Source organism: Mesorhizobium sp. KR9-304, assembly GCF_040049215.1.
Lineage (GTDB): Bacteria > Pseudomonadota > Alphaproteobacteria > Rhizobiales > Rhizobiaceae > Mesorhizobium_K.
The window spans coordinates 59,699-79,188 of sequence record NZ_JBDZDN010000008.1; the positions used below are offsets into that span (position 1 = coordinate 59,699).

Below are 19,490 nucleotides of genomic sequence, written 5' to 3' on the forward strand. Positions count from 1 at the left end.
CGTTCTTGAACGGGATATCGATGGACCTCGTCACCGTTACCGGCCTGTCGAAACGCTACGGCGGCATCGTCGCGCTCAGCGACGCCGAATTCACTGCCCGCGCCGGAGAAGTGCATGCGCTGCTCGGCGAGAACGGCGCCGGCAAGAGCACCTTCATCCAGATATTGTCGGGCGCCGTCCGCCACGACGATGGCGCGATCCTCATCGACGGCGACAATTTTCGCCCCGCCAATCCAGACCACGCCCGCGCTCGCGGGATTGCCGCGGTATTCCAGGAACTGTCGCTGATCCCGGACCTGACGGTCGAGGAGAACATCTGGTTTCGTCACGAACCGATGACCGCGATCAGGACCGTCGACCGCGCCGCCATGCGCCGCCAGACGCTCGAACTGCTTGCCAGATACGCCTTTCCGCCGCTGCGACCCGACCAAGAACTGCGGCGGCTGACATTGGCCGAGCGGCAGATCGTCGAGATTGCCAAGGGCCTCGCAAAGGATCCCCGCATTCTCATTCTCGACGAGGCGACCTCGGCGCTGCCGGCACGGGAAGCCGACTGGCTGCTCAAGCTTACAAGGCAGCTTGCGGGCGAGGGCAAGCTCGTCATCTTCATCTCGCACCGCATGGCCGAGGTCCGTGCCATCGCCGACCGGCTGACCATCTTCCGCAACGGCCGGACCGTCGCGACGCACAAGGCGAACGCGGTGACCGATGGCGAGATCGTCGCCCAGATGATCGGCCGCAATCTCGACCGGCTCTATCCCGAGCGCGTTCCGTCAGCCACCGATCGCATCGCGCTGAAGGTCGACAATTTTGCGAGCGGCAGCCGCCTCCAGGACGTCAGCTTTGCCATGCGTGAAGGCGAGGTGCTCGGCGTCGGCGGCCTTCAGGGCCACGGCCAGCGCGAGTTGTTTCAGGCGTTGTTCGGCGCGGCCAAGGCAAGCGGGCGCATCGAGCTGTGGGGCAAGCCAACAGTGATCGGCAATCCACGCGCGGCATTGATCGGGCGCGACGGCATCGCCCTTGTCCCGGAGGACAGGCGCGGGCAGGGCCTGCTGCTGACGAAAAGCGTGCGCGAGAACCTGACGCTTGCCGTGATCAAGCGTTTCAGCGACAGGGGATTCCTGAACAGCCGCAAGGAAGCGGCGCTGGTGAAGGAAATGGTCGATTTTCTCCGCATCAAGGCGGAAACTCCCGACCAGTTGGCCGGCACGCTTTCGGGCGGCAACCAGCAGAAGGTCATCTTCGGCAAGATGCTTTTGACCGAGGCCCGCGTGCTTCTGCTCTACGATCCGACGCGCGGCGTCGACGTCGGCACCAAGGGTGAGATTTTCCAGTTGATGCGCGATCTGGCCGCCAAGGGGTATGCGATCCTCTTCCACTCCAGCGATATGCCCGAACTCGTCCATGTCGCGGACCGGGTGCTCGTGATGCGTAACGGTCGCATTGCCGCAACGCTCGACGGTGATCGCATTACGGAAGAGAACATTCTCGGCGCGGCCATGCTCGAAGTCGAGGCGGCCTGACGGATGAGCGCAGCCGTTGTCCCGAGACCCGTCGAGAGCGAGCAGCGGCCCGGTGTCGACTGGCGCGTGCGGCTGCTTGACCGCGCTCCGTTTCTCGTCGCGTGCCTGATGCTTGCCGTCATCGTCGCAATCTACGGCAGCTACCAGACCGGCGTTTTCACGCCCGACGAACTCAATCTCGACACCGCTGCATCGATGACGCTGATGCTGGCCGCGACCGGCCAGACGATCGTTCTCCTGCGTGGCGGCATCGACCTGTCCATCGGCGGGATGATCAGCCTCGGCACGGTGATCGCCGCCACGCAGTTCGGCGAAGGGCCAGGTTCGGTCGCAATCTGGTCGGCCGCGATTCTCGCACTCGGATTTTCGGTCGGTGCGCTGAATGGCCTTCTCATTTCCATGCTCAAGCTGCAACCCTTTCTCGTCACGCTTGCGACCTGGTCGATCCTGAACGGCATCGCCATGCTGATCCTGCCGACCGATGGTGGCAGCGTGCCGGGCTGGTGGGTCGCCTTCGGCTATGCCCAGTTTCTCGGCCTTTCGAGCCCGGTCTGGATGTTGATCCTGCTGTTTGTCTTCTGGACGTGGTTTCGTGCGACCCGACTCGGCATCACCATCAAGGCGACCGGTTCGAACGAGAAGTCCGCCTTTCTCTCGGGCGTGTCGATCACGCGGATCAACGTCGCGACCTATGGGCTGTCCGGTCTCTTCGCAGCCGGTGCGGCGCTCTTCCTGACGACACAGATCGGCGCGGGCTCGCCGACCATCGGCAAGGACTACATCCTGCCGTCGGTTGCCGCGGCGGTGATTGGCGGCGTCAGCCTGTTTGGCGGGCGCGGCCATCTCGCCGGCACGCTGATCGGCGCGTTCATCCTGACCCTGATCGGCAACCTCGTCTTCGTCCTCAAAGTTTCGAGCTACTGGCAGCCGGTGGTTTCGGGCGTCATCCTCTTGCTTTCGGTGCTGGCGAGCTCGGTGGCGGAGAAGGCGGCGAGGGCGCGGGCGCAATGAACGCGTTCCTCGCCCGCAACCGCCTGATCCTCCTTGCCTATGCAGGCATGGTGGTCCTGCTGCTCGTCACCGCGATGTTCTCGCCGGGCTTCCTGTCGGCGTCGAACCTGCGGTCGACCGTCGTTCTGGCGGCCTTCGTCGGCATCGTGGCGCTCGGCCAGACCTTCGTCATCATCGGCGGCGGCATAGACCTGTCGATTCCCTGGGTGCTGAATTCCGCGGCAATCGTCATGGCGCTGCTCTGCGGCAGCCAGGACGCTCCCTTGGTCTGGGTGGTTCCGCTCGTGCTGGCCGGCGGGGCGGCCATCGGCTTTGTCAACGGCGCCGGCGTCGCGTGGTTCGGCGTCCCTCCGATCATCATGACGCTGGCGACGAATGTCATCCTCCAGGGCTTGATCCTGGTGCTGACCGGCGGTTCGCCGGCGCCATCGGTGCCGGACCTGATCAAGTTCCTGTCGGTCGGCCGCATCGGTCCGCTCCCGGTCATCGCCTTCATCTGGCTTGCTTTGGCGCTGGTCGCCACGCTGCTCTTGTCGAAGGCGGCGTTCGGCCGGCATCTCTACGCGCTTGGCACCAGCGCGACGGTGGCCGAGTTCTCCGGCGTCCCCACCGCGCGCACGACGATCGTCACCTATGTGATCTCGGGACTGACGGCCGCGCTGGCCGGCATGCTGCTCACCGGCTACTCCGGCCAGGCCTATCTCGGCATGGGCGACGCCTATCTGTTCACTTCGATCGCGGCCGTCGCCATCGGCGGAGCGTCGATCCTCGGCGGCAGCGGGCACTACCTTGGCACCGTCGCCGGCGCGCTGGTGCTGACCATCCTGACCGGCCTGCTGCCCGCGCTCAACTTGTCGAACGGTGCGCTGCTGATCGTCTACGGCGCGGTCATTCTGATAACGGTTTCGATCGGCAGCGAGATCTTTGCCGGCATGGGCGATCGCCTTCGTGCCGGCAAGGGCAAGAGGGAGGCGTCGAATGGTTGAAATCGCATGCGTCGTGGATGCCAGGGCAGAACTCGGCGAGGGGACCCTCTGGGACCCCGAAGCGGCCGTGCTCTGGTGGATTGATATCTGGCAGAAGCAGATCCATCGCTTCGACCCCGCGACGGGCAGGGACGACATTTTCGAGGCGCCGGAATATCTCGGCTGCCTTGGTTTGCGCGAGAAGGGTGGGCTGGTGCTAACCCTGGCCAGCGGCTTCCATTTCTTCGATCCCGCGACTGGCGTCTTTGAGCCGATCGCCGACCCAGAAGCGCATATGCCGCACACGCGTTTCAACGACGGCAAGCCCGACCGGCAAGGCCGCTTCTGGTCCGGCACGATGTTCGAGGTGCCGGGAAAACCTATCGAGTTCGTCGGCGCTCTCTACCGCATGGATCCCGACCTGTCGGTCCACAAGATGATCGAGGGTGTCGGGTGCTGCAACGGATTGGCGTTTAGCCCGGACAGCCGGACCTTGTATTTCTCCGACAGCCACTCCGGCCGCGTCGACTCCTACGATTTCGACCCCGTGACGGGCGACATCGAGAACCGGCGCACCTTCATCGACATGACGGTGACAGGCGGCGTCGCCGATGGAGCAACGGTCGATGCAGAGGGTTGCTATTGGGTCACCATCCCGGTCACCAGCAAGGTCTGCCGCTACGATCCCCAGGGCAAGCTGATGCAGACCGTCGTCCTGCCGACCGACCTGCCCACCTGCTGCGAGTTTGGTGGCAAGGATCTCGACATTCTCTACGTGACATCCGCCGTGCTGAAGCGCCCAGCCTCGCATTTCGTGGGCCAGCAGAACCCCGGCGGGCTCTTTGCCATCGATGTCGGCGTCAAGGGCCTGACGCTGCCGGCTTTCCGGGGCTAGGCGACCGACATCACGAGCGGCTCGACCTTGCGCGCCACGCCGACCGAGAACCGGCGCTCCAGATAGCCGGCGTAGAGCGACAGCGGCCAGCAGAGCGCGAAATAGATCAGCGAGACCGTCCCGAACACCATGACGGGCTGGAAGGTCACCGTGTTGACCTGCGTGGCCGCGCGCGCCAGTTCGGTCAGCCCGATCAGCGACGCCACCGATGTCGTTTTCACGATCTGCACCATGAACCCCACTGTCGGCGGCAGCATCAGGCGCACGGCCTGCGGGATGATGACCAGCCTGAGCGTGCGCAGGAAGCGGAAGCCCAGTGCCGTCGATGCCTCCCACTGGCCTTTGGGAATTGCCTCGATGGACCCGCGAAAGATTTCGCCGAAGAAGGCGCCTGCGTTGAGGCAGAAGGTGAGCGCAGCGGCGAACCACACATCCGGGCGATAGCCCAGGAAGGACGACCCGTAATAGATCATGAAGAGCTGGATGAGGATCGGCGTTCCCATGAAGAACTGGATGTAGCCGATGGCCAGCCAGCGCAGCGGCCTGGCGGGCGCCACCCGGATTGCAGCGATGACCAGTCCGAGAGCGCCGCCGCCCACGAAAGTGATGAGCGCCAGCAGGATCGTCCAGCGCGTCGCCGAAAGCAGGAACATCAGCTCGTTGGGGCCGAAATCGCGCAGGCTCATCGCTAGACCTTCCAGCGGAACATCAGTTTGCCCAGACCCGCGAAGAGAAGGCTCGCGGCCTGGATCAGCACGAAATAAATGACCGCGATGACGATGTAGACCTCGAAGCTGCGGAACGTCTGCATCACCAGATTGTTCGCGATCGCCGTCAGTTCCTCGGCCGCGATGGCGCCGACGATGGAGGTTCCCATGATCTGGAGGATGAATTGCGCGGACAGCGAGGGGTAAACGGCGCGGATCGCCGGCGCGAGCACGACGTGCCGGATGATGCGGTAGCGGCTGAGACCAAGCGACTTGGCCGCTTCGATCTGTCCCTCCGGAATGGATTCAATGCCCGCGCGCAGGATTTCCGTCGCATAAGCGCCGAGGTGGATCGACAACGCCAAGATCGCTGCGGTGTTGCTCGACAGCTTCAGTCCGAACAGCGGCAGCGAGAAGAAGACGAAATAGAGCTGGATCAGCAGCGGCGTGTTGCGGATCAGTTCGACATAGGCTGCGATCGGCCATGAAACCCAGCGCGGCCCGAGTGACCGGCCTGTCGCGCCGAGCACGCCGATCGCGGTGCCGATGACGATCGAGAGGATGGCAAGCTCGATCGTCTGCACCAGGCCGGCAAGCAGCCGGTCCAGGTGAATGAGCACAGGTCCGAATTGCAGGGCGGTTTGCATCAGCATCCCGTCGCAGGAGCAGGGGAGGGCGGAGCCGCTGGCCCCGCCCCATGATCACGAGATCAGAATACCGGCAGCGGCGGAAGCGGCTGGTTGCGGTATTTCATCGATAGGGCTTCGAGCGTGCCGTCTGTCTTGAGCGTGAACAGCCAAGTGTTGATCCACTGCCTGAGATTGTCGTTGCCCTTGGCCACGCCAATGCCGAAGTAGAAGGTTTTCAGAATGTATTTCTGCTCGAAATCGTCGCCGTTCTGCGCCTTCTTCAGATAGATTTCGCCATAGTCACCGCCGCCCATGGCGTCGATCTGCCCGGAGACCATGGCCTGCAACAGCGACGAATAGTCGTCGAAGCGCAAGATTTCGATGCCGGGGTTGGCTTCAGCAGCGGCCGTCAGCAGCCCGTCCTCTCCCGTGCCGCGCGTGAGGCCGACCTTCTTGCCGACGAGATCGGCATGGCCTTTGATGGCGGTGCTCTTTGGAGCGATCACCACTGCCGACTGGCCCGCGTAGGGGATCGAATAGTCGATCTGGATAGCGCGGGCTGCCGTGATCGAGAAGATCGAGATCACAGCGTCGACCTGCTTGGTCAGCAGCGAGGGAATGCGACCCGGCGATGTGACGGTGACGAATTCCACCGGCACGCCAAGCGCTTCGCCCATCTTGTTGGCGACCTCTATGTCGAAGCCGGTCGGTTTTAGATCTTCGCCCAGAAAGCCGTAAGGCGGCGTCGTCGTGTCGATCGCAACGATCAGCTTTCCGCGTGCGATGATCTCGTCGACCGTCTGCGCCGAAGCTGATGAAGCCGCAATCAGAGACAGGGCAAACGTCATGGCGGCAATCACGCCACCTGCCCAGAAACGCTTCAGGAAACCTTGCATCATCATTCCTCCCGTTTTGTCACGCGCGCCAGAGCATCAACGCCATTCGTTCGGCGCGCGTACCGCCCGATGACGCGAAAACCTCCGCAAGCCCTTGAACACTCCTCCAGCGATCAAGGCCACGTCGTTCATAATGCTATACTATTATAATCTCTTTAGCATCGATCTTTTGATGGCGCGACTGCAAATAGCAGACCCGCATCCCCTACAAATGCCCGTCCATCGCCCTAGTTTGCTCAGGTCGCGCCGAAGGCAGGTTTGCTAGCGATTTGGGCGTACGGGCGCGACAGCGGCCAACAAACCGATTCCAGCCATTTGCACCGAGTTGGTGCAGACTCAACCCGGGGGGTCAAATGACTTGGGCTTTGTCTGCACCGTCTGTTATGCCGTCTGTCCCCGCCGAGCCGCCAACTAGAACCGCGGTGAAGCCGGCTAGCGCGGTGACGCTCTCTCCGCCATCATTAAACTCGGAGCTATTCAGCCGGTTGACCGAGGGCAATCAGAACGGTCCGATTGTGATCGGACCGGCAAAGGACACACGAGGTCCTGAACGGTTATTCCCCGCCAGCATTTGCGATAATGCATCCACTTGGTCGTCGTAGCGGCCATAGGGGAAAGCTTGCATTTCTGCCATGAACGCTTCGAGCCAGTCAGCTTTTTCCGGAAGTCTGACATCGCCCGCCTCGATGCGGTGTGACTGTATCGAAAGTCTCTCGACTTTCCCACCGCGCGGCCTGATTGCAATCGGTGTTGGAATTCCCGGCCGATTGAGTTCGCGCAGATCGGCGACCAAAGGATCCCCGTTTGCCGAAGCCTCAATCAGAATGACGTTGGCGGCATGTTGACGTGCCAGGTCAACGACGGCCCGCCTTTGCGCAGGGTAGTTGAGGCGCTGCCGAAAGACGTCTGTCACAAACACCTGGTTGCCATCGATAAATGCGGTTATGCAGACCGAAAAGTCATTGGTCTCTTCGTCTTTCACCGCGAGGTCCCAGCTCTGAACGACAAAGCGCTTGGTCTCGGATAGAGGCAGAGCTGCGTACCTCCCGAACCAACTCGGCCTTATCAGATTTCCTTCAGCCGGGATCGGCGACTGCTGGAACTGGGCGCTGAAGTGAAACGTACCCATCTCCGCCTTGAGCCGCTCGAGAGCCTCGAGTGGCTCGCGTGCAGCATGCAAGGGCTCTCCAATACGGCGATGATGGTGGTTACCGCCGCCCAGCTCGACGCGTTCATCCTCAATCGCGATCGCCGGCAGGTTCAAGTGTATCCAGCCGCCTTGTTCCATGAGATGACCCGCAAGATCATCCACGTGCACGCGCTGCATAACCAGAACGATCGCATCGTTCTGCCGGTCATCCAAGCGAGACGCAAGCGTGTTGCTATACCAATCAAGAGTTGTCGCGCGTCGTCTTTCAGACTGTGCTTCGTCGGGTTTGTGAGCATCATCGATGACGATCAGAGAACCCCCGCGGCCTGTAAGCGTACCTCCGACCGATGTAGATAATCGGCCACCACGACGGGTGGTCTCGAAATCAAGGCTAGCGCTTCGCGAAGGGCTGATTCTAGTGTCAGGAAAAACCCGCCGATACCATTGAGACTCCATAACGGCCCGACAGTCGCGCGCAAATTTGGCAGCAAGATCTTCAGCGTACGAGACGCATACGATGCGCTTCGTGGGATCTTTGCCTAGAGCGAAGGCGGGGAGGGCAACCGAGGCACACAAGCTCTTCAGGGAGCGTGGCGGCATAGTGATTAGCAGCCGCTTCGTTTTGCCTTCCAGGACCTGCTCCAACTGATAGCCGATCGCCCAAACATGCCAGTTTGGATCAAAGGCTTTTCCGCCTGAAATTTCACCAAAGCACTTGGCGGCGAAGCTTCCGAGATTGGTGCGCAGGGCTGCATCCAGTATCTCGCGCTTGGGCGGCAACGAGAATTGCGCTTTTGTTCGCTTTGTCATTCGCGCCTCCCACCACTGGCATGCGCCAGCCAATCGGACAGGATCGCCTCGTCCTCTTCCCCGAGAACTGTCTTTGCCTCGTCCTGCTGCGACAGACCAATGGTCTGGGCAATCAGGTTGAGGACAATTTTCGCCGCGTTGGCATCTCCCTTAATGGCCTTGGTTGTGAGCGCCTTCAGCATCAATCGCTGCTTCGAAATCTTCAAAAGACGGCCGTTCTCGGTGACCTGAACGCGTTCCGCCAACTCTTCGGCCAGGTCAGTCTTGAGGTTCTTGGTGCCTTTAGGCCGACCCCTGGGGTTGCCCGACTGCCCAAGTTTGAACCGGCTGTGCAACGGGGGCTTGCCGTACCCGACCTCTTCGCGAGCCCCGTCCCGCGGGGTCTTGTGCGGACGGTCACTCATCGCGGTCACCGTCGAGGGTAACCAGCTCGGCCTCGTCGTGGGCGAAGGTCTCGTATCGCTGGATGATGCGGTCGCAATAGGTCGGATCCAGTTCGACGATGTATCCGCGGCGCCCGGTCTTGTGTGCTGCAATAAGCGTCGAGCCGGATCCACCGAAGAGATCGAGGACAATACCGCCGCGTGACGACACGTCCTTGATGGCGTCGGCAATCATTTGCACGGGTTTCACCGTTGGATGCAGCGACAGCTCATCCATCCGACCGGCTTTGAGCGTGTTTACGCCCCGGTACTGCCAGACGTTGGTGCGGTAGCGCCCGTGCTGGCCGAGCTCGAATGTGTTGATGTGCGGGACAGCGCCGTTCTTGTAAGCGAAGATCAATTCGTGGCGAGAGCGATAGAAGCTGCCCATACCGCCGTTGTCTTTGGCCCAGACGATAAGATTCTTTAGCTCGGCGTAGACACCGTTGGAGGCTGCGGCCATTTCCTCCATGTGGCGCCAGTCCATACAGATGAAGTGGATCGAGCCGTCGACGCTGTATGCCACCAGGTTCTGGAAACTGGTGCGCAGGAAGTCAGTGAACTCGGCCGTGCTCATTTCGCCGCACGCCATCGCGAACTCGCGATGCTTCGTCCTTCCGGAGCCGCCGACATGCCCTTCGATCGGGACGTTGTAGGGCGGATCGGTAAACACCATCTCAGCCTTCTCGCCGTTCATCAGAGCGGCGAGCACGCTGCTGTCGAGCGCGGAGCCGCAAAGCAAACGATGCAGTCCGAGTTGCCAGACATCTCCCCGCCGGCAGCGAGGAGGCGCCACTTCAGGAACGACATCGTCCGCTGGATCGCCAGTCTCGACCACTGCGATACTATCAATCGCCCTATCGATCTCTGGAACCGAGAAGCCAGTTAGGCTAAGGTCGAACTTGAAATCCAAGTTCCTCAGCCCCATCAGCTCGTGGGCGACGATCTCGTCATCCCATTCGGAGTTGAGCGCGAGCTTGTTGTCGAACAGCACGTAGGCGCGCTTTTCTTCAGCAGACAAACCAGTTATCCGAACGCACGGTACCAACGGCATGCCGAGCATCTTCGCCGCTGCGAACCTGGCGTGACCGGCGAGGATCCTGCCGTCCTCGTCTACCTGAATGGGATTGTTGAATCCGTACCGCTCGATACCCCTTGCGAGCGTCCGGATTTGTTTTTTGGAGTGCTTGCGCGCATTGCGCTTATTGGTAGTTGGCTTTGAGATTGGCATCATCTCAACAGCCAAATCGAAACTCTGAGGCATAGTCATGTTAGCTCCAGGGCTGGTTGACGTGCCCTGAAACTACGCGCATCGAGCGCCGCAAAAAATTTGTCTAAATTAAGTCGACAGAAGGCGCCATCATGGGTCGGCCGCCCGACCGAAGACCTTTGATCAAGTCGGGCACATTCGCATACCGCAGCCTCGCTTCAGATGCTTCCTGGAAGCAGGGATTGTATTCCGGCCCTGGCCAATCGTACGGCACGTGCCAGCTGTCCCGCGGCAGAAATGGCTCGGCCTTGTCGCGGTCCTGATAGTAGCTTCTGCCGCATTGTCCCAACAGCTCAGCCTCCCATAGGAAATACTGAAAATCAGTGTCGAGACCGTAGCCACTTTCTGGCGCGTGAATGAATTTTCCATCACGTATGCAATGAGCCGCCCATAGAGGCGCCACGGGAAAAAACCGTCGCCTGACAGCCCAAAGATAGGCGCGAGATTTCGGAAATCCGGTTCCCTCGTAGGCTTTGGACACAATGGCGGCTGCGTGGTTCCAGGATGCCAGATCCGGTTCGTTCTGCATCAGACCGAAAAGCACTTTCAGCATGTTGCCCATCGCAACACCTGCGAACCACCGCTTCTTCAGGTCGCGCGGCAGTTCGTCTTCTTCTGCCAGTTCTTCTTCCATTTTCGGCGTGAGTGGCACGCCAGCGTCTCGTAACTGGCGATAGGCCTTGTTCCGGAAGTGAGCCGCGTAGGCGGCGGCTCGGCGACGATCCTCCTCGTCCGTGCCGGGATAGAGCATGACGCCGATCGTGGCGACGAGCGGCAGAGTATGGTCCAAGGGTAGGGTCGGCATATCCAGCATGCTCCAACGCCGATGCTATGGGATCAGAGTCCAAAGACCTCAGAATTGCAAGAGTAGTACCTGCGAGAAGCAATGCTGTTTCAGCAGCGGTATCGACGGCAAACCCATTGACTGCAGTCCGACTCAGTACGTGTACGTTCTGTCTCCGTCGCTGGGAGGCTGCAAGAGGCGTGCTTTCGTGCTTTCGTCTCATGCCTCATGCAACCGCAACCTTGTTCGAGCACAATAATTCACTGATGCGGGGGAGATAATTCCCTGTTTGGTATCGTAGGGAATTTCCCCCTAAGCGTCGGGTTTTGCTACCTTATTCGGCAACGGACACTCGCCGAAGTGACCATTTTCGTGAAAATTCCCTGTAGATTCCCTGCGGAACAGGGAATGTCGGACGGAGACTGGTTCGCAGAAGACTGAGTGCACCACCATCCAGTCTGCCTGTTTCGGGTAGTTTTCGAGCGTCTCGGAATAGCCCCGTCTTTTCCGCCGGTTAGCGGCCAGGCTGAGGCAACGTTTGGCGGAGAGACGGTGGTTCGGCTTGGAAACGGGGCACTTGGGCGAGTTGTCTCAGCGCGGCCATTTTCCCACCCAAACGTTTTCGGGTGCGATGGTTGGTGCATCACGACGATTGTAGAGGAGGTTCGGCCGGATAGAGCCTGCTCCGCCGCGACCGATCCTTTCATAGGCGATCGTTTCAGAATTCGTTCAGTGCGCTCCAGACCGAACTGGCGTTGATCTGAGTCAACGCAAGGTTCCGCCGCGGCGGATATCGATAAAGGCCGTAGGCGGGGTCATGGGACCGCATGAACCGTCCCCTTAACGGCAGGCAGGCAGGCTTGGCGGCGCGAGGCTACTGTTTGGAGGGAGTTGCTTATGTCGTCCATTCTCACGATTACCCTGAACCCGACGGTGGATCTGTTCGGAGAGGTCGGCGTCGTCCGCCCAATTCGTAAGGTACGGGTATCCAACCAGCGTTACGCCCCCGGCGGCGGCGGTATCAATGTCGCACGTGTAATCGACACGATAGGCGGGGAGGTGGAGGCGGTCTTTCTGGCCGGAGGACCCACCGGCTCTTGGCTCGATACGCTCTTGGCGCGTGATGGCATCCGCCGGCAGATGGTTCCGATCTCGGGCGACACGCGCGTCGCCTTTGCGGTTCAGGAGAGCGGCAGCGGCTTCGACTACCGCTTCGTGCCAAACGGTCCTGCTGTTTCGAATGAGGAAGTGAAGCCATGCCTCGAGATCGTTCGCAGGCACCCGGCCGAATATGTCGTCGCAAGCGGCAGTCTGCCGGAAAAGGTCACACCTGATATCTACGCCAAGATGGCAAAGATCGTCGCCGAAAAGGGAGGCCGGTTCGTGCTCGACAGTTCCGGTGACGGGCTGCGCGTCACGCTGGAAGAGTCGCGGGTCTTTCTGGTGAAACCGAGCCTCGGCGAACTTGAGCAGTTCGTCGGCCACGAACTGGACGAGCAAAGCGCACGCGAGGCGGCCGTAAGCTTGGTGAAACGCGGTGTTGCGGAGATGGTGGCCGTCACTATGGGCGCGCATGGCGCTTTGCTGGTAACGGCCGAGGACGTGCTGCGCATGCCGACACCCCGCGTGAAGGTGCGCTCCGCCATCGGCGCGGGCGACAGCTTCCTTGGCGCCATGGTGTCGGCGCTCGCCGGCGGATGGGCCGTCAAAGGCGCCTTCCATCTCGGCATCGCCGCAGGCGCTGCGGCCGTGCTAACGCCGGGAACGGAACTTTGCCGCCGTGAAGACATTCGGTCGCTGTATCCGATGTCGCCGGATGCGGACACGGAGCTTTTGGCGGGTCTAGTATAGAGGCGTGCCCATCGTTGCGACCCGGGGCGGCCCTTCTGAAATGATCGTTTCACATGGAGCCCGAGTCAAAGGCCGCTTGACTCGTCGTCGGCTACGCGCTCCCGGTGAGATAGCGGACGACGCCGTTCATTGTAAACAGCTTAGGATAGTCCTCTTCGGGGATCGGCACGTCCGTCCGCTTGTTCAGCGCGATGATAAAGTTGAGAAAATCCATAGAATCGATGTCGAGTGCCGCGCGGATGTCGCTGTCGCCGGCTAGGGCCGCCGGATCCGTTTCCGGTGCGATGTCGGAAAGGATCTCGCAGGCGAGCTTGCGGATTTCGGCTTCGGTCATAGGGATTCAGGCTCCTGCAGAAAGCGCTCGACAGCGGAAAGAAACAGGCCGCCTGCATGGCCATCGCTCGCTCGATGGTCGGCGGCAAGTGAAGCCGTGACAAGGGGGCGGGCGTTGACCTTGCCGTTGACGACCCACGGGCGCAGGACAATCCGGCCGAAGCCCAGAATGGCGACCTGCGGCGGATAGATGACCCCGTAAACCGATTCCGCGCCGCGCTCGCCGAGGTTGGTGATGGTGAAGGTTGGGTCCATCATCTCCGAGCCCCGGATGCCGCCGCCGCGGGCGCGCCCCACGAGATCGCGCAGTGCTTCCATCAGGCGGGGCAGCCCGTGCTTGTCGACCTCGTGTATGGCGGGCGCGATGAGGCCGCCGCCGCGCAGCGAGATCGCCCAGCCGATATGGATGCCGTCCGCCAGGCGGAAACGGTCGTCCTCCCAGAAGCCGTTGAGTTGCGGATGCTCGCGCAGCGCCAGCGCGGTCGCCTTGAGAAGCAGGACGGCCGGCAGCAGCCGCTCCTCGGGACGGCGCTCTTTGTTGAAGGACTCCAGCCAAGCGAGCGGCCGGCTCATGTCGATCGTGCTTGCGAGATAGTAGTGCGGGATCTCCCGTTTCGAACGCGCCATGGCGGTCGCGATGGCCTTGCGCATCTGGCCGGGATCGAAGCCCGTCCGGCGCACGCCGGGAGCAGGGGTGGGGGAAGGCTGCTTTGCCGATATACCCTTTGCTGCGGCAAGCTCCACATCGGCCAGCGTCACGGAGCCGTCGATGCCGGTGCCCTTGAGCGTGTCCGGATCGATGCCGAGTTCCCCCGCACGTCGTCTGGCGACGGGGCTGACCTTGGTCCGCCGGCTAGGTGGCGCGGGCGACGGCCGGGGCGCGGGTGGCGCCTTCGCAGGGGCCGGTTTGGACGGGGCTGTCTCCTTGGTGGGGACCTCCGGCTCTTTCCCAACGGCTGAGATTTCCCGTTCCATCTTTGGGGGCGGAGGAGCAGGCTCGGCTGGGGCTTTGGGGGTCTTTGCGGGCTCGGCGGGCTTTTTTCCCGGCGCGGTGATGCGTGCAAGGACCGCGCCGACCGGCAATTCCTCGCCTTCCTTCGCGCGCAGCTCAGTGACGACGCCATCCTCGAAGATGTCGATCTCGAACGCGCCCTTGTGGGTCTCGACGACCGCGACGACATCACCCTTTTTCACCACGCTGCCGGGCTTGACGAGCCACTGGACGAGCTTGCCGCTTTCCATGTCGGCGCCCAGCGATGGCATCACGAAGTCGCTCATCGCGGTTTCACCAGGCCGCGGGCGGCATCCACGATCTGCGCGGTCTGCGGCAGCGCCGCCTCCTCCATGTGCGCCGCGTAGGGGACAGGCACCTCGCGGCCGCAGATGCGCCGGATGGGGGCGTCGAGTTCGAAGAACAATTCCTCCGACAGGCGCGCGGCGATCTCGGCGGAAATCGATCCGCTCTTCCACCCCTCGTCGACGATGATACAGCGGTGGGTGCGGGCGACAGTTTCGAAGATCGTCGCTTTATCGAGGGGGCGCAGCACGCGCAGATCGATCACCTCCGCCTCGATGCCGTCTTCGGCGAGGATATCGGAGGCGGCAAGAGCCTTCGGCAGGCTGTTGCCGTAAGTCAGGATGCTCACGTCGCGCCCGGGCCTGCGCATCTTCGCCTTGGCGATGTCGACCTCCGTCACGTCCGGGTCCAACTCCCCTTCGGCGTTGTAGAGAACGATATGCTCGAAGATCAGCACGGGATTGGGATCGGCCAACGCCGACTTCAGCATGTACCGCGCGTCCTCGACCGTGCCGGGCGCCAGCACCTTCAGGCCGGGAATATGGGCGAACCAGCCCTCCAGGCTGTGCGAGTGCTGGGCAGCGAGCTGCCGTCCGGCACCCGTCGCCATGCGGATCACCAGCGGCACCGCGAACTGCCCGCCCGACATGTGCGGGATGGTGGCGGCATTGTTCATGATCTGGTCGAGCGCAAGGAGGCTGAAATTGCAGGTCATGATCTCCACAATGGGTCTCATTCCCGCCATCGCCGCGCCTATGCCGGCGCCGACGAAGGCGGCTTCGGCCAGCGGCGTGTCGCGTATGCGCCCCGGCCCGAACTCATCGAGCAGGCCCTTGGAGACGGCGTAGCAACCGCCATAGAGCCCTACATCCTCGCCCATCAGGAAGGTGCGCGGATCGTTGATGAGCGCGTCGCGGATGGCCTGCCTGCAGGCCTCGCGATAGGTCGTCCTGTTCGTGCCTTCGTTGGCGCTCCGGTCGTTCATTCCGGCACCTCACCCATCAGCACGAAGCGCTCGAGGTCCTCAACATTCTCCCAGGCACCCTCTTCCGCGAGGGCCACCGCCTCCTCGATCTCGGCCTCGACCTGCCTCTCGATCTCGCGCAGTTCCTCGGACGAGAGCATGTGGTTTTCCTCCAGCCACTTCTGCGTGCGCGGGATGGGGTCGCGCTCCTTCCAAAGCTCTATCTCCTCACGCGTGCGGTAAAGCTGAGCGTCGAACATGGAATGGGCGCGGAAGCGATAGGTTCGGCATTCGAGAAAGTAGGGACCGTTGCCGGCCCGGACCGATTCCACAGCCTTTCTGGCCGCCGCCTCGACAGCGACCGGGTTCATGCCGTCGACGGCTTCCGTCGGCGTGCGGTACACGGCCGCCTTGCGGAAGATGTCCGTTTCGGCCTCCGCCAGTTCGAGCGGCATCCCCATCGCGTAGAGATTGTTTTCGCAGACGAAGAGCACCGGCAAATCCCAGAGTTCGGCAAGGTTGATGCTCTCGTGGAACTCGCCTTCGCCGGCGGCGCCCTCGCCAAAGAAGCATGCCGTGACCGCGCCGGGGCGCAACTCTTTGTCCGCCATGGCAATGCCGATGGCGAGCGGCAATCCGCCACCGACGATTGCGTTGCCGCCATAGAAGCGCCGGGAGCGGTCGAAGAAATGCATCGAACCGCCGCGCCCGCGCGAGCAGCCCTCCACCTTGCCGTACATCTCGGCCATCAGCGCGCCGATGGGCAGGCCGCGAGCGAGCGCGTGGCCGTGGTCGCGATACGTGGCCACAACCGCGTCGCGCTCCTCCAGCGCTTGCATGACACCGACGGCGACCGCTTCCTCGCCGTCGTAGAGATGGAGAAAGCCGCGGATTTTCTGCGCCTGGTAGAGTTCGGCGCATTTAGCCTCGAAGCGCCGGATGCGCAGCATCTGCCGGAATAGGTGCTGACCGTGTTTACGGTCGAGATGCGGCTTGTCGCTCATTTCTCGTCACTTTCCAGTGTCGACAGATCACCCTCCGGCAAGCCGAGTTCGCGCGCCTTCAGGAGCCGCCGCATGATCTTGCCGGAGCGCGTCTTGGGTAGGTTCGAGCGGAAGTCGATCTCCTTCGGCGCCACCGCCGGCCCGAGCCGCTTGCGCCCGTGGCCGAGAAGCTCCTTGCGGAGCTGTTCTGACGGTTCATGGCCAGGCTTCAGCGCAACGAAGGCTTTGACGATCTCGCCGATGGTGGGGTCAGGCCTGCCGATCACGCCGGCTTCCGCGACCGCCGGATGCTCCATCAGGACGCTTTCGACCTCGAAGGGGCCGATCAGATGCCCGGCCGACTTGATGACGTCGTCGGCGCGACCGACGAACCAGTAGTAGCCATCCTCGTCACGCCTGGCGAGGTCGCCCGTCAGATACCAGTCGCCGAGGAAGCACTTGGCGTAACGCTCCTCCTCGTTGAGGTAGCCGCGCATCATCGAAGGCCATCCCTTCTTGAGCGCTAGTTCGCCCTTGACCATCGGCTCTTCGATCACCTCGACGTTCCGTCCGTCCTCGTGGCGCAGGATCGCCGCCTCGATGCCGGGCAGCGGCACGCCCATCGAGCCCGGCTTAATGTCGAGCGCGGCCAGATTGGCGATCATGATGCCGCCGGTCTCGGTCTGCCACCAATTGTCGTGGAAGGGCAGGCCGAAGGCTTCAACGCCCCAGACCACTGCTTCCGGATTGAGCGGCTCGCCGACGCTCGCCGCGAAGCGGAGCGCGGAGAGGTCATAGCCCTTGGCGGCTTGCGCGCCGAGCCGCATCATCATGCGAACGGCCGTGGGCGCGGTGTACCAGACGGTGACGCGCTCGCGCTCAAGGGTGGAGTACCACGCCTGGGCGTCGAATTCGGCCTCCACGACGATGCTTGTGACGCCGTTCGTCAACGGCGCCAAGATGCCGTAACTCGTGCCGGTCACCCAGCCCGGATCGGCCGTGCACCAGAAGATGTCGTCCGGGTGCAGGTCGAGGGCATAGAGGCCCGTCACATGATGCGCCACCACGGCGGCGTGCACGTGAATGGCGCCCTTCGGCCGCCCAGTCGTGCCACTGGTGAAATGCAGCAATGCCACGTCTTCGGGATCGGTCGGACCGATCACGTAATCAGGTGACGCGCTGTCCACGAGCATCGGCCAGGGGTGGAGGCCGGTGCCCTCGACTGCGCCCTCGCCGACCAGGATGATATGCTTAAGGCTAGGCATCTTGTCGCGTACGCGTTCGACCTTGCGACGGTAGAGTTCCGGCGTGGTGACGAGGACGCGGCCCTCGCCAATACCGATGCGGGTCGCGATAGGCTCGGGACCGAAGGCGGAAAAGAGCGGCGACGCCACGCAGCGCGCCTTCAACGTGCCGAGAACGGCCACGTAGAGTTCAGGCAGCCTTCCCATGAGCACGAATACCCGCTCCCCGGGCAACACGCCAAGACCGACGAGTGCGTTGGCGAAGCGGTTCGTCTCTCGGCGAAGGTCGCCGAATGTGAAGTCGCGCCGCGCGCCCGTCTTGCCGAGCCAGCGGATTGCTATCCTATCGGCCAGCGGTCCGGCCGCGTGCCGATCAACGGCCTCGTGGGCGATGTTGCAGCCCCCGCCGCCCGGCAGGCCGTCGAGGAGCTTCCAGGCATCGGCCCAGTCGAAGCGCGATCGAACCGCCTCGTAGTCGAGCAGGTTCGGTTGCGGAGAGAGGGCGGCCAAGTTCTTCCGGATGCACCGTTCCGGTACCTTGACCGAAGCTTCGACGTTGGACATGCACCTCCCTCCGCTCTGTTTGATCCTCTGCAACCAACACGGCCAGGAACGCTCGCCGCGTGATGCGCCGTCGTCTCGGTCTATGCCTTACCGGCTAGCCTGACCGTGCTTGCCTGAGGGCCCTTCTCACCCGCCTCCTCCGCAAAGGTCACCCGAGAACCCGGCTTGAGCCGTCCGAATGCATCGGACAGGACGCTGTTTCGATGAAAGTAGATCTCGCGGCCATCGGAGGTGGCGATGAAGCCGTGCGTGCCGGACGGATCGAGGCGAGCGACTGTTCCGGATGGCTGCGGCTCGTGATGTTTCGTCTGGCCCTGCAGCCGTCGAGCCTGATCCTGCAACCGCCGTCGCGCCCGCTTGAACGTATCGTTGATCGCGAAGCGGATGTCCGAATATCGTTCGTCACCGTGATCTATTCGGTCGACGGCGACCTCCCGTCCGTCGGGCAGGGCCAAGTGGATGCGCACGTCGTATAGTCCGCCGGAGCGATGGCGGTTGCCCGGCCCGGTAAGGACGACACGGCAACTGGTAATGCGCTCGTACCGCGTCTCAAGTTCCCGCACACGCTCATTCAACAACTCCTGAAGCCAAGGCGCAGCCGCGATGCCATGGAAGTCGATCTCGACGGGAGTTTCCATAATCACACTCTGAATTTCTAAATCAGCCTACTGCTGTCGACACGCTCCTGCACGAAGTTGGAGGACATCCCTGCCTGAATTCCATCGCCCTGTTTGACTCAAGCGTGGTGTCCGGTCACCGCCTGCATCAACTCGCCGGTCACATCCTCGTCGGCAAAATGGGACATGTCGCCAATGCTCAGCATGCCGACCATGCGCTTGTTGGCGTCGATGACCGGCAGCCGGCGGATCTTTTTGGCTTCCATCAAGCGGGCAGCCTCTTCGAGGGTATCGTCGGAGCGACAATAGGTGATGCCCGTCGACATGACGTCGCGCGCGGTCATTGACGACACGTCATGCCCATTCGGCATGGCGCGGATTGCGATATCACGATCCGTCACCATGCCGATGAGGCGATCGTTTTCGCCGACGGGCACGGCGCCGATGTCCCGTTCCTTCATAATTCTCGAGATCTCGGGAACCGGCATCGTTGGCGGTACCCATGTTGCATTCGTGTGCATGGCTTTCGAGACTCTCATCGCTACCTCCCTTTCCAAATCGTAGTTGAAACTACT

19 protein-coding genes are annotated in these 19,490 nt (G+C 62.3%); 5 read left to right on the forward strand and 14 right to left on the reverse strand.

The window, feature by feature from the left end:
* The first annotated feature begins 5 nt into the window (after positions 1–5).
* Genes ABLE71_RS25230 through ABLE71_RS25245 form a run of 4 tightly spaced genes read left to right on the forward strand, consistent with a single transcriptional unit; the run spans position 6 to position 4,394 of the window.
* On the forward strand, positions 6–1,523 hold the full coding sequence (locus ABLE71_RS25230) for a sugar ABC transporter ATP-binding protein (protein WP_348786241.1): 1,518 nt from the start codon (positions 6–8) through the stop codon (positions 1,521–1,523).
* 3 nt (positions 1,524–1,526) lie between these two features.
* The gene (locus ABLE71_RS25235) at positions 1,527–2,534 is read left to right on the forward strand and encodes an ABC transporter permease (protein ID WP_348786242.1); all 1,008 of its coding nucleotides are present in this window, start codon (positions 1,527–1,529) and stop codon (positions 2,532–2,534) included.
* Positions 2,531–3,520 (forward strand): ABC transporter permease, encoded by a 990-nt coding sequence (locus tag ABLE71_RS25240; protein WP_348786243.1) that lies wholly within the window; start codon positions 2,531–2,533, stop codon positions 3,518–3,520. The genes ABLE71_RS25235 and ABLE71_RS25240 overlap by 4 nt, the downstream gene beginning before the upstream one ends.
* On the forward strand, positions 3,513–4,394 hold the full coding sequence (locus ABLE71_RS25245; protein ID WP_348786244.1) for an SMP-30/gluconolactonase/LRE family protein: 882 nt from the start codon (positions 3,513–3,515) through the stop codon (positions 4,392–4,394). Before ABLE71_RS25240 ends, ABLE71_RS25245 begins: the two co-directional genes overlap by 8 nt.
* On the opposite strand, the gene ABLE71_RS25250 is transcribed toward ABLE71_RS25245, so the two are convergent.
* From ABLE71_RS25250 to ABLE71_RS25280, 7 genes are all read right to left on the reverse strand, one after another.
* Positions 4,391–5,080, reverse strand: a complete 690-nt coding sequence (locus ABLE71_RS25250) for an amino acid ABC transporter permease (protein WP_348786245.1) — start codon at positions 5,078–5,080, stop codon at positions 4,391–4,393. The two genes, ABLE71_RS25245 and ABLE71_RS25250, sit on opposite strands and share 4 nt — an antisense overlap.
* A 2-nt stretch (positions 5,081–5,082) precedes the next feature.
* Positions 5,083–5,748: an amino acid ABC transporter permease gene (locus ABLE71_RS25255; RefSeq protein WP_348786246.1), complete on the reverse strand. Its 666-nt coding sequence runs from the start codon at positions 5,746–5,748 to the stop codon at positions 5,083–5,085.
* A 62-nt stretch (positions 5,749–5,810) separates the two neighbouring features.
* A complete protein-coding gene (locus tag ABLE71_RS25260) occupies positions 5,811–6,629 on the reverse strand; it encodes a transporter substrate-binding domain-containing protein (RefSeq protein ID WP_348786247.1) in 819 nt (272 codons plus the stop codon).
* A gap of 496 nt (positions 6,630–7,125) precedes the next feature.
* Complete coding sequence (gene terL, locus ABLE71_RS25265; RefSeq protein ID WP_348786248.1) at positions 7,126–8,586, reverse strand: phage terminase large subunit; 1,461 nt, start codon at positions 8,584–8,586, stop codon at positions 7,126–7,128.
* The gene (locus ABLE71_RS25270) at positions 8,583–8,990 is read right to left on the reverse strand and encodes a DUF5681 domain-containing protein (RefSeq protein ID WP_348786249.1); all 408 of its coding nucleotides are present in this window, start codon (positions 8,988–8,990) and stop codon (positions 8,583–8,585) included. Before ABLE71_RS25270 ends, terL begins: the two co-directional genes overlap by 4 nt.
* Positions 8,983–10,278: a DNA methyltransferase gene (locus tag ABLE71_RS25275; RefSeq protein ID WP_348786250.1), complete on the reverse strand. Its 1,296-nt coding sequence runs from the start codon at positions 10,276–10,278 to the stop codon at positions 8,983–8,985. Before ABLE71_RS25275 ends, ABLE71_RS25270 begins: the two co-directional genes overlap by 8 nt.
* Positions 10,279–10,342: 64 nt before the next feature.
* The gene (locus ABLE71_RS25280; RefSeq protein WP_348786251.1) at positions 10,343–11,092 is read right to left on the reverse strand and encodes a hypothetical protein; all 750 of its coding nucleotides are present in this window, start codon (positions 11,090–11,092) and stop codon (positions 10,343–10,345) included.
* Between the two features lie 867 nt (positions 11,093–11,959).
* Between ABLE71_RS25280 and ABLE71_RS25285 the strand changes: the two genes are divergently transcribed.
* Positions 11,960–12,913 carry a 1-phosphofructokinase family hexose kinase gene (locus tag ABLE71_RS25285; RefSeq protein ID WP_348786252.1) on the forward strand — a complete coding sequence of 318 codons (954 nt, stop codon included), beginning with the start codon at positions 11,960–11,962 and terminating at the stop codon, positions 12,911–12,913.
* A gap of 91 nt (positions 12,914–13,004) precedes the next feature.
* Here ABLE71_RS25285 and ABLE71_RS25290 read toward each other — a convergent pair whose 3' ends face one another.
* The 7 genes from ABLE71_RS25290 to ABLE71_RS25320 form a co-directional block, all read right to left on the reverse strand.
* Positions 13,005–13,247 carry an acyl carrier protein gene (locus ABLE71_RS25290; RefSeq protein WP_348786253.1) on the reverse strand — a complete coding sequence of 81 codons (243 nt, stop codon included), beginning with the start codon at positions 13,245–13,247 and terminating at the stop codon, positions 13,005–13,007.
* Positions 13,244–14,524, reverse strand: a complete 1,281-nt coding sequence (locus ABLE71_RS25295) for a dihydrolipoamide acetyltransferase family protein (protein ID WP_348786254.1) — start codon at positions 14,522–14,524, stop codon at positions 13,244–13,246. Before ABLE71_RS25295 ends, ABLE71_RS25290 begins: the two co-directional genes overlap by 4 nt.
* Complete coding sequence (locus ABLE71_RS25300; protein ID WP_348786255.1) at positions 14,521–15,528, reverse strand: alpha-ketoacid dehydrogenase subunit beta; 1,008 nt, start codon at positions 15,526–15,528, stop codon at positions 14,521–14,523. Before ABLE71_RS25300 ends, ABLE71_RS25295 begins: the two co-directional genes overlap by 4 nt.
* Positions 15,525–16,511, reverse strand: coding sequence for a pyruvate dehydrogenase (acetyl-transferring) E1 component subunit alpha (pdhA, locus tag ABLE71_RS25305; protein WP_348786256.1), 987 nt, complete (start codon positions 16,509–16,511; stop codon positions 15,525–15,527). Before pdhA ends, ABLE71_RS25300 begins: the two co-directional genes overlap by 4 nt.
* A complete protein-coding gene (gene acsA / locus ABLE71_RS25310) occupies positions 16,508–18,298 on the reverse strand; it encodes an acetate--CoA ligase (protein WP_348786257.1) in 1,791 nt (596 codons plus the stop codon). The genes pdhA and acsA overlap by 4 nt, the downstream gene beginning before the upstream one ends.
* Positions 18,299–18,378: 80 nt before the next feature.
* Positions 18,379–18,936 carry an HPF/RaiA family ribosome-associated protein gene (locus tag ABLE71_RS25315; RefSeq protein ID WP_348786258.1) on the reverse strand — a complete coding sequence of 186 codons (558 nt, stop codon included), beginning with the start codon at positions 18,934–18,936 and terminating at the stop codon, positions 18,379–18,381.
* Positions 18,937–19,034: 98 nt separating this feature from the next.
* On the reverse strand, positions 19,035–19,454 hold the full coding sequence (locus tag ABLE71_RS25320) for a CBS domain-containing protein (RefSeq protein WP_348786272.1): 420 nt from the start codon (positions 19,452–19,454) through the stop codon (positions 19,035–19,037).
* Positions 19,455–19,490 lie beyond the last annotated feature (36 nt).